This window comes from Caldicellulosiruptor sp. F32 (genome assembly GCF_000404025.1).
GTDB lineage: Bacteria > Bacillota > Thermoanaerobacteria > Caldicellulosiruptorales > Caldicellulosiruptoraceae > Caldicellulosiruptor > Caldicellulosiruptor saccharolyticus.
On the sequence record NZ_APGP01000117.1, the window covers coordinates 40,848 to 53,985 of the forward strand.

Consider the following 13,138-nt stretch of genomic DNA (forward strand, 5'->3'; position numbering starts at 1 on the left):
GGGGCTTTTCATCCACCGTTTTTGGAACAAAGCCCCTTCTTTTTATTTTGCTAAAACAATTTTTATATCCAAAGGCTCTAAAAAGATGCTGAGTTTTTGATCTTGAAACTTTACAGGGCTGGTACTTTTAAGAGCAAATAGCGTGCCAACTTCTTTTATTTCTCTTGCCAAACCAAGCTGTGCCTTTTCTAAATTAATTTCTACTCTCTTTGCTCTTAGCAAATCAGCATTTGCAATGACAATCAAATACTTCTCATCCTTCAGCTCAAGCTTGTAGCCAAATGCTACGACAAATTTGCTGTTGTATGGAAACTTAATGAAGTTTTCAGGTTTAATAAAATCAACATACCTTTTTCTTATTTTTGACACGGCAGAAATTATTTCTATCATCTCTTGAGCACCGTCATTTGTCCAGTGAAGAGCATACCTGTCAAAAAATGCAAGCTTGCCGTAAAGCGGGTCAGACTTAAGTAACTTAAACCTTCCATCTGGCTGTGGGTCAAGTCCTAAGTTCATCGGCTGGACCTCAAAAACCTCTTGCCCTGATGTCAAGAAGAAAACTGCATTTGGCAAAAAGTTGTTGAGAACAACAGAAAACCTTGAAAAATTTTTGCCGCCTACCCTTGAGGCCGCCCGCGGACTGTCTGGAATCTCAGATGCTGCAAAAACAGGAAGTTTTAATTTCAAAAGCTTGTCTATCATCTTTTTGAGATTTCCCTCATAATACCTTGTCTCTCTTGCCCAAACATCTCCAATTATCATATCATAGCCCGACTCTTTTGCTTTCTTGTCGCCGCTCAAACTTAGCTCTTCTGCAATAAAGCAAAAATCAGGATCCACTTCTTTTGCCTTGGAGATTATCATGTCTTCCAACTCTTTTGGCAGCGCATGACCCATATCTATTCGTGCACCATCAATCCCAAACTTCTGCTGGTAATGTACAATGATGTTTGAAATCCTTTCCCAAAGTTCTATGTTTGGCTTTTTACCTTTGAAAATATTTGCCCTTATAGTATCAAAAAGAATATAAGGTGGCTGGTCTTGATCTACATACCTTGCAGACTGCACAGGATGGTCTAAATAAAGCCTCAAATACGTAACATCTGTCCAGGGCGGCTGTGGGTCGTTCAGACAGTCAGAGAATGCAGGAGCAGTTGTAAGCCCTATTTCCTTTTCTATCAGCTCAAAAAAGTCTCTATCTGGATTTTGCTTGCAAACTTCTTTTATTTTTTCCCACTTTTCAGGTGCGTACTTGTCAGGTGAGGGCATAAAAAGCTTTAGATGCTCCTTTACAGCGGGGTCTTTGTAGATAAGTTCAATGTTAGACTCATCTGCCTTTGTGAACTCTTTTATCAGTGTTAGCTTTGGTGGACCGTATTTTTCTCTGTTTGAGACTTTTATCCAGTAAAACCAATCAGGATGTTCTAAGATAAAATCTGAATCCCTTGCAGATGTTCGCGGTATTATGTCTATAACAAATCTTATTCCAAGTATGTGGCAAGCCTCAATAAGAGCTGCAAACTCTTCTTCTATTGAAAGCTCATCTGTCATAGGGTCTTTTAAAACAGGGTCAAGTTCAAAAAAGTTCTTGACTGCATATGGTGAGCCCATCTCACCCTTTTTGTATCTTGTGCTGTTTTTGGTAATGGGAAGGGTATAAATGGTATCAAACCCCATCTTTTTGATAAGAGGCAAAAGCGCAATTGTTTTAACGAAAGTTCCAGTGTCTTTAAGCCCAAATCTATTTTCAAGTTTTAACTCTCTGTCGCCGTCGTGGTCCCAAGCAGAACTTGTTCTTATCTGCATTCCATAGACGCTGCTTTTTTTAATCCAATTGCCTTGAGCAGATAAAAAAACTCCTTTTTTTCTTTCAATTTGTGCTAACGATTGCAGGTAATTAGTATTTGAATCTGCATAGGGTAAAATAGCTTTTGTTATGCATTCATATAGAAAGTTATAAGGATTTACCGAAATTGTGCCATCAAAATTTTCTCTTTTTTCCTCACCTGAATAGTTGAAACTATCCCATATCTTTGGTATTCTATAGTCATTTGTTTTGCTCCACTTCTCAGATTTTTCTTTGAGAATCTGCAGCAGGTTCAGAAGACTGGAATTTTGCAAAAGAACTCTCCCCTTTCTGCTTTTTTTAGTCCATGCAAAATCAATTCTTAATCAGCAAACGTTTGCATTTTGTTGAGAATATTATATCATATTGTCACACAATTGGATAGAAGAAATTTTATTAAAAAAAGTAACTTCCTTACATAGAAAAATTTGCGCAAAAGCTCTATGTTAGATGGAGGCTTTTGTATTTTTCTTTTTTGTGTCTTTTGGAACATCCAGCTCAAGTGAAATTATAGGCGGGATAATGTATGGCTGTTTTAACATTCTGTCTGTCAAAAAACTCACTATATAGCTTACTTCAGGTGCAAGTGCATCAAGTAAAAAAGGAACATCATTTAAAACTATCTCTTCATTAATGGCTTCTTTAAACAAGTATTTTCCTATTACCTCTAATTTTATCTTAAAAAGATTTTCAGGTATACTTTCAATATTTATCACTAATTTAATGTTTACTTGGTTATTTTCAATGTTTACAATTTTATAATCATAGTTTAGTGTATGATCTATTGATTTAGGGGGATTCGATAAATCTAACATGCTTTTTGCTTCCACATCCTGCAAAAATACTGCAACTCCTTTTATTAAATCTTTTAATGATGAGCTATGTCTTTTATTTTTGGCAAATTAATCCCTCCTATCTTTTTGTTGGAAATTACCCAGCTGTAAAACAGGAGGAACGTAACGCTCCTTTTTTATAAAGATATTCCGGATCGATCCTTTAAGAGTAGAACCAGGAATATATGGAATAGTCAATTCTTGCGTTTTATTTTCTCTACATCCCAAAGCGTAAGAAATCAAATGTTGAATAAAGGAATTTAAGCTGACACCTTCTTTTTTTGCTTCCTCTGCCAAGCGCTTATGAAGCGACTTTGGAATGCGCAAAACAAGTCTTCCGCTGTACTCTTCTTCTTTATACTCATCTGGGGGTGGAATTTGTCTTCCTTTTTCTCTTGCTGTTTCAATCCAGCATTTGATTACATTTTAAGTTTCCCCAATGCTTTAATAGGTACCACAAAAGCATATTTTTTTAAAGTCTGCAGGATGTAAATAGTGGTAAAAATAAATTGAGGGGATTTTAGCATAATTTGCTAAAATCCCCTTTTGTTGTTCTGATACAAATTATTTGCTTTTTACCGGCAGGTTTTTGGTCTTAAGAGGATTTGCAATAATCCCCCACTTGCCGTCCTTTTTAACCCATGCAAAACCTTCTGAAAATTCTCTTACGCTTTCATATATTAAAGGTACAACTTCTTTACCAGTTTTGTCTACAAAACCCCACTTACCTCCTTTTTCCACTGCAGCAAACCCTTCGTGAAAATCTCTTACATCACCAAAATCAAACGACTGTTTTATCACATAAGTAACACTAACTTCATTCTTTGCACCAGCTGTAGGCAAAACACTCAAGCTTAAAAGTATAATAAGTATAACTGACAAAAGTCTTTTCATAATTTATTTCCCTCCAAATTTTTAATAAACTTTTTATGTTTCTTTAAAACCAGAGTTTGGAACCAAAGAAAATTAAAAGATGTGCCCTTTTATATCTATAATAATACAACCATACAAAGTTGTAAATACCTACATTAATTTAAAAAAGCAGTACAGAAATCTTTTTCTTTTCATCTCATTTATTTAAATTCTTTTGATTTTTCAAAACCACCCATCATCCTTCTTGACAATGGTCTATTTCCTTGCTATATTTTTAGTAAACCATTTTTAAATAGAAAGTTTACTTTAAGGGGGCAAAAAATATGGAATATACAAAGAGCACATATACAACAAAAATGCTTGTTCTTTCTGCTCTTTTTGCAGCAGTTGTTGCTGCATGTAGCCAAATTTCAATTCAAATTGGGCCTGTGCCGTTTACTATGCAGGTTTTTGCAATTTTCTTGGCAAGCTTAATTTTGCCACCAAAGTATGCTTTTTTAAGCCTTCTTGTCTATGACCTTTTGGGTGCTGTTGGTATTCCTGTTTTCGCTGGGTTTACTGGTGGGCTTTCTAAGTTTGTTGGCCCAACAGGTGGGTATTTAATAGCTTTTCCAATTGCTGCATTTGTAACAAGCTATATAAATACAAAAAAGCCAATAAAAAATGATATTATTAACGCAGCTTTCGCTCTCATTGTTGGTTTGTGCTTAATTTATACATTGGGATTTTTGTTTTTAGCAGTTGCTGCTCATCTTACTTTAAAAAAGGCTTTTTTGGTAGGTGTTGCACCATTTGTAATACCTGATATTATAAAGCTTGCAATTGCGTATCTTTTAGCTTCCTTTTTAAAAAGTCGTAAAGTGCTGAATATCGCATAGCCTCTTTTTGGTTTGCTATCATGTACTCTAAGGCACTTTTTTTACCCACCAGCACAACAAGTTCCTTTGCGCGCGTAACTGCTGTGTACAGAAGGTTTCTTGTCATTAAAATCGGGTAGGTCTCAACAACTGGCATTACAATGCACCTAAACTCAGACCCTTGGGATTTGTGAACAGTCATGGCATAAGAAAGCTCCAAGTCATCCAAGAGAGAAAAGTCGTAAAATACAAGCTTGTCATCGTCAAATACAATCTCCATTGCACCGCCTGCCCTGTCAATGTCCTTTATAACCCCAATATCGCCGTTGAATATCCCTGTTGAGACCTTGCCCTTCTCTTCACCTTCTATAATTGTAAATTCAAGTGAATAGTTGTTCTTTATTTGCATCACCTTGTCGCCGACTCTGAAAGTGTTTTCTTTGTAGACAACCTCCTTTTTAGACCCATCTTTGGGATTTAAATACTGCTGAAGTACCCTGTTTATATTGTACATCCCCACAACTCCTTTTTTAGATGGACACAAAACCTGAATGTCTGTCAGCGGGTCGGCTGATAAATAGTTTGGCAGCTTTTTTGTTACAAGTTCAACAATGGTTTTTAGTATTTCCTCTTGAGAATTTTTTTGAATGAAATAAAAATCACTGTTTTTCTGAAGGTATGGAAACTCACCATTGTTTATCCTGTGTGCGTTTAAAACTATAAAGCTGTCTTCACTTTGTCTATACACTTCAGTAAGCCTTACATATGGAACAACATCGCTTCGTATCAGGTCTTTTAATATATTTCCTGCACCAACAGAAGGGAGCTGGTCTTTATCGCCAACTAAAACAAGTCTTGTTGTATCTTTTGTCGCAGAAAGAAGATAGTACATAATGTAGCTGTCAACCATGCTCATCTCATCAACTATAATGACATCACATTTCAAGGGATTATTGGGTCCTTTTTGAAAAAACACTTGAGAATCTGTTACAGTCATTTCCAAAAGCCTGTGAATAGTCTTTGCCTCTTTTTCACATTGCTGCTGCATCCTCTTTGCTGCCCTTCCAGTTGGTGCACACAAGAAAACCTTTTTGCCTTCCTGCTCAAATATCTCAATTATACATTTTATAATCGTAGTCTTTCCTGTGCCGGGCCCCCCAGTAATCACACTCACACCTTGAGTTAGGGCCATTTTGATAGCTTTTTTCTGATTCTGAGAAAATACTATGCTGTTTTTCTTTTCAAACTCAGAGATTCTTTCATCTATGTCTAAAATGTCATTATATTCCTTTAGCATTGAGGCAATCTTTTCCGCGATATACCTTTCACACTCAAAAAATCCATATAAAAAAACCATCTCAAGACCGTCAACAGTATCAATAACAACCCTTTTTGCTTTTATAAGACTATCAAGTGCTTCTTCAACCTTCTCTGTATCTTGTTCAAGCGCCTTTGAAACAAACAAAATGAGTTTTTCTTTTGGAAGGCATGTATGCCCTTCATTATTGCTACCCATGTTTAAAAGATTTACAATCTTTGCTGAGATTCTTCTCATATCATCAGGTGAAACTCCCAAGTCAAATGCAAGCCTGTCCACTTTTTTAAAGTCAAGCTCTGGAAATACGTCAAGTAAAAAATAGGGGTTGTCGTAAAGTAGCCCCAAAGCTGAAAAACCATATAATTTAAAAAGTCTCATTGCATGGTTTTGTGAAAGTCCATACTGGGAAAATATTGTCATGATGTCTTTTAAAAACTTCTGGAACGAAAACATATTCTTTATCCTCTCAACCTTCTCAGGTGTCATTCCGCGCACAGCCAAAAGCTTTTCAGGTTCTTCCTGCAAAATTCTCATTGTATCGTCGCCAAACATTTCCACAATCTTCTTTGCAGTCTTCTGCCCAATGCCTTTTATGACACCTGAAGAGAGGTAGAGGTAAATCTCATCCTTTGTCTCTGGCAAAAGCTTTTCAAGGTACGACACTTTTAGCTGCTGACCATAGACAGGGTGGACATAAAATTCACCATATACTTTTACTTTCTCACCAATTACAATGTCAGGTACAACTCCAACTGCTGTGTAAACCTCATCATCGCAGAGTATCTCAAACACTGTGTAGTTGTTTTCTAAGTTTCTATATATAATGTCGCTTACCATGCCTTTTATGTCTTGAAGCATCTTATATAAATCCTCTCTTGCTGCAAAAATTTTTCTTTCTCTTGCTACATTATATCTTACTCCAAACCAAAAACATTCTCAAGCTCACATTCTTCTTTTATTGTGCACACTCCCCTTGCCCACATAGACATAAAATAGTGGCTAATGATACTTGCAGCAGTTATCCTGGTTTGTGGGGGAATAAGGATGAATTTAAAAGAAAAAAGTTCAATAATACCAGAGCATGGTAAAATCTATTGAGCCAAGGACAAATACTCTGAAAAACTGCCTTTTAGCGTTTTTTATATGAGCATTCCTGTAATTGCGCATGTACTATCGATTGAAGTTGAATAGATTGTCACCTTTTTAATTCCACAGAGAGGTGAAAAAAATTGGATTTGTTAGGGCATTTACAGGGGGAGTATCAAGGACAGTTGGCGGTATTGCTGCAGCTGTGTTTTTTGGGTATATAATTGCACTTATTTTTAATCCTAAGAGTAAATAGAATTTCTCATACTAGACTTCAAAAGATTCCTAAATCTAATGTTTTAGAACAAATGCAAATTTATCTCCTTACTCATTGATCTTTTCAATTTCCATTTCCCCCTCATATGGTTTTAGCACAGTCTCAAAAAGTTTCCTCAAGATTTTCTCATTACCTTTTTCAAAAAGCCACAAATCCTCATATTCTTTTTTTAGTACCACTGGCATTCTGTCATGAATTGGCTTAATTTGGAAATTTGGTTGCGTTGTGATAATTACAAATGCATCAATTTCAGTGTCATCTCCTAAATTGATTTTCTCGTAAAGCCCCGCCATGTAAAAAAGGCTTCTGTCCTGAGGCTTTATTAAAAGCTTTTGCTTGCCATCATCTTGCTTTTGCCACTCATAAAATCCGACTGCTGGAACAAGACATCTTTGATGAGCTATCTTTTTGAAAGTCCACTTTTCAAGCAAAGTCTCTGCCCTCGCATTTATTATCACCTGCTTTTTGCCCTCAATAGGCAGACCCCAGCGGGCAATTGTAGCATCTTTCCCATCTTCACTTGCAACAACTACAGGGACAAGCTCTGTTGGGAAAATCTCTCCTATTTTGAGTTTGTCCAAAAATGGTGTACCATAAAATTTTTGATTAATTCTTTGTAAGATGTTTTTTATCTCTTCGATTTGTTCATCTGGCAAAAATAGATATCTTCCACACATTTCACTTTACACCCCTGTAAAGAATTTTCAAATCCTCATAGATATCCTTGATTGAGTTATATATCAAAGTAGGCTTTACCTGGAATTTTTCTATATCCTCATAATTCGTCTCGCCAGATAAAACAAGAATTGAAATCATTCCATTGTCATTTGCCATCTTTATATCTGTATAGAGCCTGTCGCCAATCATAGCCATTTTGCTTTTTTCTACATTCTTAAACCTTGAGATGACCTCAACAATTATTGAAGATGGCTTTCCAATATAAAGAGGCTTTTTCTTTGTGGCATTTTCAAGCATTATACAGATTGAGCCACAATCTGGAATGTACTCACCACCGTCAAGAGGACAAACCAAATCAGGGTTTGTTGCCAAAAAAGGCACTCCTTTTCTTATAAGCTTGCAAGCATCCAGTAGCTTTTTGTAGGTAAGTTCTGTGTCAAACCCAACAATCAGGTAATCTACATCTTCTTTTTCAATGCTATCTACAACATTTATCCCAAAACTTTTGAGTTCATCTTTCAAAGACTGCGTCCCCACAACATATGCACTGACAGCACTTCTTTGGTCAATACTTTTAAGATAAATAGCAGTTGCCTGACCCGATGTGAGAAGGTTTTCTTTTGTAATCTCAATTCCCATTTTTGATAACTTTTTTAAGTAGTCATCAGAGCTTTTTGATGAGTTGTTTGTCAAAAACAAAAACTCTTTATTATTTTCTTTTAAAAGCTGTACAAACTCCTTGCTGCCCTCAAATAACCTGTCGCCAAGATAGATTGTGCCATCCATGTCTAGTAAAAAAAGATCTATTTTCCGTAGCAGCTCAAACTTATTATTTTCCATGTTTTAGCCCAGCTCCTTTTTTTGATTGTGCAAGCTTTATCACAGTATTCACAAACTCCTCATACGCTTTTTGAGCATTGAACTTTTCTTCCCATGTCTTTCTTGCCTCAATACAAAATCTCTGATACTCTATCTCTGGCATTTCAATAAATCTTTTTATTAACGATGAGAGCCTATCTGCTGAAAAATCTTTTTCAAGCAAATAACCATTTGATCCATCTTTTACAATCTCACGCACACCGCCAACGTCTGTTGCCACAACTGGTATTCCAAATGACATTGCCTCCATGATTGAAACTGGAAGACCTTCAGATGAGCTTGTATTTACAAACAGGTTGAAATTCTCTTTGGCATAAAGCTCTGTAATTCTATCGTTCGGCATAAATCCCAGAAAATTGTAGCTAATATTTTCTTTTTTTGAAAGTTTCTCATCTGCATAATTTTTTATGTTTCCAAAAAGATCACCATCACCTATGTGAATCCATGAGATTTCATAGTCTGTAATCTTCTCAAGGCTATCTATTATTTTTTCAACCCTTTTGACAGATACAACCCTTGCACAGCTGACTATCTTAAAAGGCTTTGATCTTTTCTTGTTAAGATTTATTTCATAGTCATTGAAAGTTCCAAGGTATGAAACGACTGCTTTGTCTGTGTTATACTTTTTATTTATATATTCTGCACCCATCTTGGAGCATGCAAATACTTTATCAATGTGATTTATTATAAACTCCTTACAGGGCTGAGGGTAAAGTTCTCTATATAGGTCTGAGCGATGCGCTCTTGAGATTTTTAGCGCAACAGGCTTTTTAAAAAGAGAAATAGCAAATGCCAAAAAGTGAAACCAATAGGAATAAAGGATTGTATCTTTTGGGTCAATTCCTTCTTTTTCAAATAGTTTGCTAAGATTTTTCAATGTTATGCTTGTCAAAAAGATCCATCTAAAAATCATCCAAAGATAGAGTATCTTATACCTAATTGTGCTTTTTTGAAAAACTGCCTTGAAGGCTTCTTTTATTGCAAGTCCTATTAGCCTTGGAGAAATAAATAAAACATCCTTTATTGTGTACTCAACATCCCACACTTTTACCTTTTCGTGGGGTTTGTATTTGTCACCATTTTTTAATTTTTTGGGTAAAATCTTGCCCGCTTGAACTGGCAGAATATAGATCGTGTCAAAAGCCTTACAAAGAAAATCTATCTCGTTTCCCACAAACACATCCCTTTTAGGATGGGGATAGCCAATTGTAAGGAGTATAAGGTTCACCTGTCAAACCCCCAAAAAAATTTTTTACAATCCTCTTCTTTTCAAGTGTAGCACTTGAAAAGATTTTGCGTCAAGGATTTCAAAATTATATTGCCATCTTTCAAGCTAAAAATCCTGCAGTGGTTGACAAGACAATATAAAAGATATATAATAAACATATGAATAATTGTTCATATGTTTATTGAATAGAATCTTAATTATTTCTGTCCAAAAATCAACCAATGATCGGAGGTGAAAAGAATGTCAAAAAAGATAGATACTTGCTCATGTACGATAATTCATCAAGACATTCTTGAGAAGGTAAAAAAAGAACTGCCTGATGATGAGAAGCTATTTGATCTATCTGAGTTTTTTAAAGTGTTTTCTGATTCCACAAGAGTGAAGATTTTAAGCGCACTTTTGATATCAGAGATGTGTGTATGCGATTTAGCAGCGCTGCTTCAGGTAACCCAGTCGGCAATATCTCACCAGCTGCGGCTTTTAAAGGCATTTAGGCTGGTTAAGAGCAGAAAAGAAGGAAAAGTGGTCTATTACAGCTTAAACGATGACCATGTAAAAAGTATATTAGAGCTTGGGCTTTTGCACCTTTCAGAAAAAGCTTGATTTGTTTACAAAAATTAATAACATCAAGAGGGGATGGTAAATTTGAGAAATGGCAAGGTTGAACTCATATTAGAAAATCTTTCCTGTGCAAACTGTGCAGCTAAAATTGAGGAAAGGGTAAATAGCCTATACTTTGTCAAAAGTGCAAATTTGAATTTTGTCACAAAAAAGCTCACAGCTGAAATCTCACCTAACAATTATAAACTCTTTTTGGATAGTGTTACAAGAATTGTAAATGAAATTGAGCCGAACGTGAGAGTTTTAGAGGCAGAAGCCGAAAAGCCTGTGGTTGATATAAAAGAACTGTCTTCGATAATTCTGTCAATTCTCTTCTTTGTAATTGGACTTTTTATTTACAAAAGAACTTGGTGGGGGCTGATATTTTTTGTTTTGGCATACATTTTAGCGGGAAAAGATGTAATAAAAAAGTTTTTGAAAAATCTACTTCTATTAAAAGTCTTTGATGAAAATTTCTTGATGACAGTTGCTACAATCTCTGCCTTTTTGCTCAAAGAATATCCTGAAGCAGTCCTTGTTATGCTTCTTTACAAAATAGGCGAGCTACTTGAAGAGACAGCAATCAGAAGGTCAAGGAAGACTATAAATTCCTTGAAAAACCTTGAAATTGAATATGCAAACCTGAAGATTGAAAATGAAATAAAAAGGGTAAATCCAAAAGACATCGTTCCTGGTGACATTGTCATTGTCAAAGCAGGTGAAAGGGTACCTATTGATGGAGTTGTAGCAGCAGGTAGATCTTTTTTGGACACATCTGCAGTCACAGGTGAGTCAAGGCTAATTCCTGTGAAAAAAAACGATGAAGTGTTTGCAGGGTCAATAAATATTGATGGAACGATAGAAGTGCTTGCCAAGAGCTTTTACAAAGACTCTACAATTTCAAAGATAATAGAGATTGTAGAAAATGCAACATCTAAAAAATCACAGACAGAGAGGTTCATTACTTCTTTTGCAAAGGTTTATACCCCTATTGTTACGCTCTTTGCTCTTTTGGTAGCACTCTTACCCCCACTTTTGTTTTCACAGCCATTTGACAAGTGGGTTTATAGGGCACTGATATTCCTGATTATTTCTTGCCCGTGTAGCCTTGTTTTATCTGTGCCTCTTTCCTATTTTGCAGGGGTTGCACGACTATCTAAAGCTTCAATCCTTGTAAAAGGGACAACATACATTGACAAGATGGCAAGGAAAATTTATGCTATTCTTTTTGATAAAACTGGAACTATCACTCAAGGCAGCCTAAAAGTTGACAAAGTTGTGACAAAAGATATATCCCATGAAGAGTTTATAAAACTTCTCTGCCACATAGAAAGTTTTTCAAATCATCCAATTGCTCTTTCTGTTACCAAAGAATTTAAAGTCAAAGTTGATGCCCAGTTAGTAAAAGAAGTAAAAGAGTATCCTGGCAAAGGAATAGAAGGAGTTGTAGATGGCAAAAAAGTCATTGCTGGAACAAAAGAGTTTTTAGAAGAAAATGGTGTTAAGATTGATATAAAAGAAGATTTTATTGCTTCAACAGCAGTATATGTTGGTGTAGATAATAAGTTTTGTGGATATGTGGTTTTGAAGGACTTTCTCAGACAAGATATAAAAGATACATTGAATTTGTTAAAAAAACTGGGGACAAAAACTTATCTTCTCACAGGTGACAAAAAGGAAGCTGCTGAAGAATTAGCAGGTGAACTTGAGTTTGATGGAATTTTTGCAAATCTTCTTCCTCAAGACAAAGCAAAGATTGCTGAAGACATAAAAAAAGTTGCTAAAAATGCAACAGTTGTATTTGTAGGTGACGGGATAAATGACTCCCCTGCCTTGGCTGTATGTGATGTTGGAATTTCGTTTGCGCAGAATGCTTCAAGCATTGCAACTGCAGCAGCAGATGTAATACTCCTTGAAAATTCAACTGTTAAAATTCTGGATCTGATCCAGATCTCAAGGTTTGTTCGCAGGGTTGTAATACAAAATATTTCAACTTCGCTATCTATAAAGTTTTTAGTTATGGCTTTGGGTGCACTGGGTTTTGCAAATCTTTGGGAGGCAGTTTTGGCAGATGTCGGCGTTGCTTTAATTGCCATTTTGAACTCACTTAGAATTTTAAAAAACCAAAAATAATTTTTTCTAAAATCTTTATTTGACCCCTTGCTTTGTGTCATAATATTAAAGTAAGGGGTCTTTTGCTTGGTTGTAAATTATTCCAATTTAAAAGAGGTGCTATTCACTATGATTGAGATGTACGTTTTAAACGTTGCATTCTTCCAAGAAGGTGGAGGATTTGCGGTCCTGTTGTGTGACAAGAACAACAAAATGGTACTTCCAATCTTCATTGGGCCTTTAGAAGCACAGTCAATTTCACTCGCCCTTGAAAAGCAGCAACTTCCACGCCCAATCACACATGATTTGATGGTTAACATCTTTCAAAAATTTGGTATTTCAATTCAAAAGGTTGTAATCACTGACATCAAAGACGGCACATATTATGCAGAACTTTATCTTAAAGACTATAACAATGTCATATCTGTCATAGACTCAAGACCAAGCGATGCAATTGCACTTGCTCTTAGAACAAACAGCCCTATCTATATGGCGCTAAAGCTTATTGAATTTACCTACAAGTACGAAGAGCTAATTCCTCAATGAAGGTG

General features: G+C 35.8%; 12 protein-coding genes and 1 pseudogene. 5 read left to right on the forward strand and 8 right to left on the reverse strand.

Features of this window, described 5'->3' with window-relative positions; translation table 11 throughout:
- Positions 1-42: 42 nt before the first annotated feature.
- The 4 genes from H964_RS10555 to H964_RS10570 form a co-directional block, all read right to left on the reverse strand.
- The gene (locus H964_RS10555) at positions 43-2,121 is read right to left on the reverse strand and encodes an alpha-amylase family glycosyl hydrolase (protein ID WP_039767473.1); all 2,079 of its coding nucleotides are present in this window, start codon (positions 2,119-2,121) and stop codon (positions 43-45) included.
- A 171-nt stretch (positions 2,122-2,292) separates the two neighbouring features.
- On the reverse strand, positions 2,293-2,685 hold the full coding sequence (locus H964_RS10560) for a hypothetical protein (protein WP_051109337.1): 393 nt from the start codon (positions 2,683-2,685) through the stop codon (positions 2,293-2,295).
- Between the two features lie 63 nt (positions 2,686-2,748).
- A complete protein-coding gene (locus H964_RS10565) occupies positions 2,749-3,099 on the reverse strand; it encodes a toxin-antitoxin system HicB family antitoxin (RefSeq protein ID WP_307189061.1) in 351 nt (116 codons plus the stop codon).
- A gap of 144 nt (positions 3,100-3,243) precedes the next feature.
- Positions 3,244-3,573, reverse strand: coding sequence for a WG repeat-containing protein (locus H964_RS10570; RefSeq protein WP_039767475.1), 330 nt, complete (start codon positions 3,571-3,573; stop codon positions 3,244-3,246).
- 302 nt (positions 3,574-3,875) lie between these two features.
- On the opposite strand from H964_RS10570, the gene H964_RS10575 reads away from it, so the two are divergent.
- Entirely contained in the window at positions 3,876-4,430 is a 555-nt protein-coding gene (locus H964_RS10575) for a biotin transporter BioY (RefSeq protein ID WP_039767477.1), read from the forward strand.
- On the opposite strand, the gene recD2 is transcribed toward H964_RS10575, so the two are convergent.
- Positions 4,360-6,585 (reverse strand): SF1B family DNA helicase RecD2, encoded by a 2,226-nt coding sequence (gene recD2, locus H964_RS10580; RefSeq protein WP_039767479.1) that lies wholly within the window; start codon positions 6,583-6,585, stop codon positions 4,360-4,362. The genes H964_RS10575 and recD2 overlap by 71 nt on opposite strands.
- Positions 6,586-6,943: 358 nt before the next feature.
- On the opposite strand from recD2, the pseudogene H964_RS13590 reads away from it, so the two are divergent.
- Positions 6,944-7,069 (forward strand): annotated as a pseudogene (locus tag H964_RS13590) (stage V sporulation protein AE); the annotation flags it as partial.
- 68 nt (positions 7,070-7,137) lie between these two features.
- Here H964_RS13590 and H964_RS10590 read toward each other — a convergent pair.
- Genes H964_RS10590 through H964_RS10600 form a run of 3 tightly spaced genes read right to left on the reverse strand, consistent with a single transcriptional unit; the run spans position 7,138 to position 9,875 of the window.
- Positions 7,138-7,767, reverse strand: a complete 630-nt coding sequence (locus tag H964_RS10590) for an SOS response-associated peptidase (RefSeq protein ID WP_039767482.1) — start codon at positions 7,765-7,767, stop codon at positions 7,138-7,140.
- A gap of 1 nt (position 7,768) precedes the next feature.
- Positions 7,769-8,608, reverse strand: a complete 840-nt coding sequence (locus tag H964_RS10595) for an HAD-IIA family hydrolase (RefSeq protein WP_039767484.1) — start codon at positions 8,606-8,608, stop codon at positions 7,769-7,771.
- Positions 8,598-9,875, reverse strand: a complete 1,278-nt coding sequence (locus H964_RS10600) for a glycosyltransferase (protein ID WP_039767485.1) — start codon at positions 9,873-9,875, stop codon at positions 8,598-8,600. Before H964_RS10600 ends, H964_RS10595 begins: the two co-directional genes overlap by 11 nt.
- A gap of 240 nt (positions 9,876-10,115) precedes the next feature.
- On the opposite strand from H964_RS10600, the gene H964_RS10605 reads away from it, so the two are divergent.
- The 3 genes from H964_RS10605 (at position 10,116) to H964_RS10615 (ending at position 13,133) form a co-directional block, all read left to right on the forward strand.
- Complete coding sequence (locus H964_RS10605; protein WP_039767488.1) at positions 10,116-10,478, forward strand: ArsR/SmtB family transcription factor; 363 nt, start codon at positions 10,116-10,118, stop codon at positions 10,476-10,478.
- A gap of 33 nt (positions 10,479-10,511) precedes the next feature.
- A complete protein-coding gene (locus H964_RS10610) occupies positions 10,512-12,608 on the forward strand; it encodes a heavy metal translocating P-type ATPase (RefSeq protein WP_039767490.1) in 2,097 nt (698 codons plus the stop codon).
- Between the two features lie 108 nt (positions 12,609-12,716).
- Entirely contained in the window at positions 12,717-13,133 is a 417-nt protein-coding gene (locus tag H964_RS10615; protein ID WP_039767493.1) for a bifunctional nuclease family protein, read from the forward strand.
- Positions 13,134-13,138: the final 5 nt, after the last annotated feature.

Bases quoted from the DNA above. Each gene is read 5' to 3' on its own strand.
- H964_RS10590 (WP_039767482.1), bottom strand. From the start codon at position 7,767: ATGTGTGGAAGATATCTATTTTTGCCAGATGAACAAATCGAAGAGATA.
- H964_RS10570 (WP_039767475.1), bottom strand. From the start codon at position 3,573: ATGAAAAGACTTTTGTCAGTTATACTTATTATACTTTTAAGCTTGAGT.
- H964_RS10605 (WP_039767488.1), top strand. From the start codon at position 10,116: ATGTCAAAAAAGATAGATACTTGCTCATGTACGATAATTCATCAAGAC.
- H964_RS10595 (WP_039767484.1), bottom strand. From the start codon at position 8,608: ATGGAAAATAATAAGTTTGAGCTGCTACGGAAAATAGATCTTTTTTTA.
- H964_RS10615 (WP_039767493.1), top strand. From the start codon at position 12,717: ATGATTGAGATGTACGTTTTAAACGTTGCATTCTTCCAAGAAGGTGGA.
- H964_RS10610 (WP_039767490.1), top strand. From the start codon at position 10,512: ATGGTAAATTTGAGAAATGGCAAGGTTGAACTCATATTAGAAAATCTT.
- recD2 (WP_039767479.1), bottom strand. From the start codon at position 6,585: ATGCTTCAAGACATAAAAGGCATGGTAAGCGACATTATATATAGAAAC.
- H964_RS10575 (WP_039767477.1), top strand. From the start codon at position 3,876: ATGGAATATACAAAGAGCACATATACAACAAAAATGCTTGTTCTTTCT.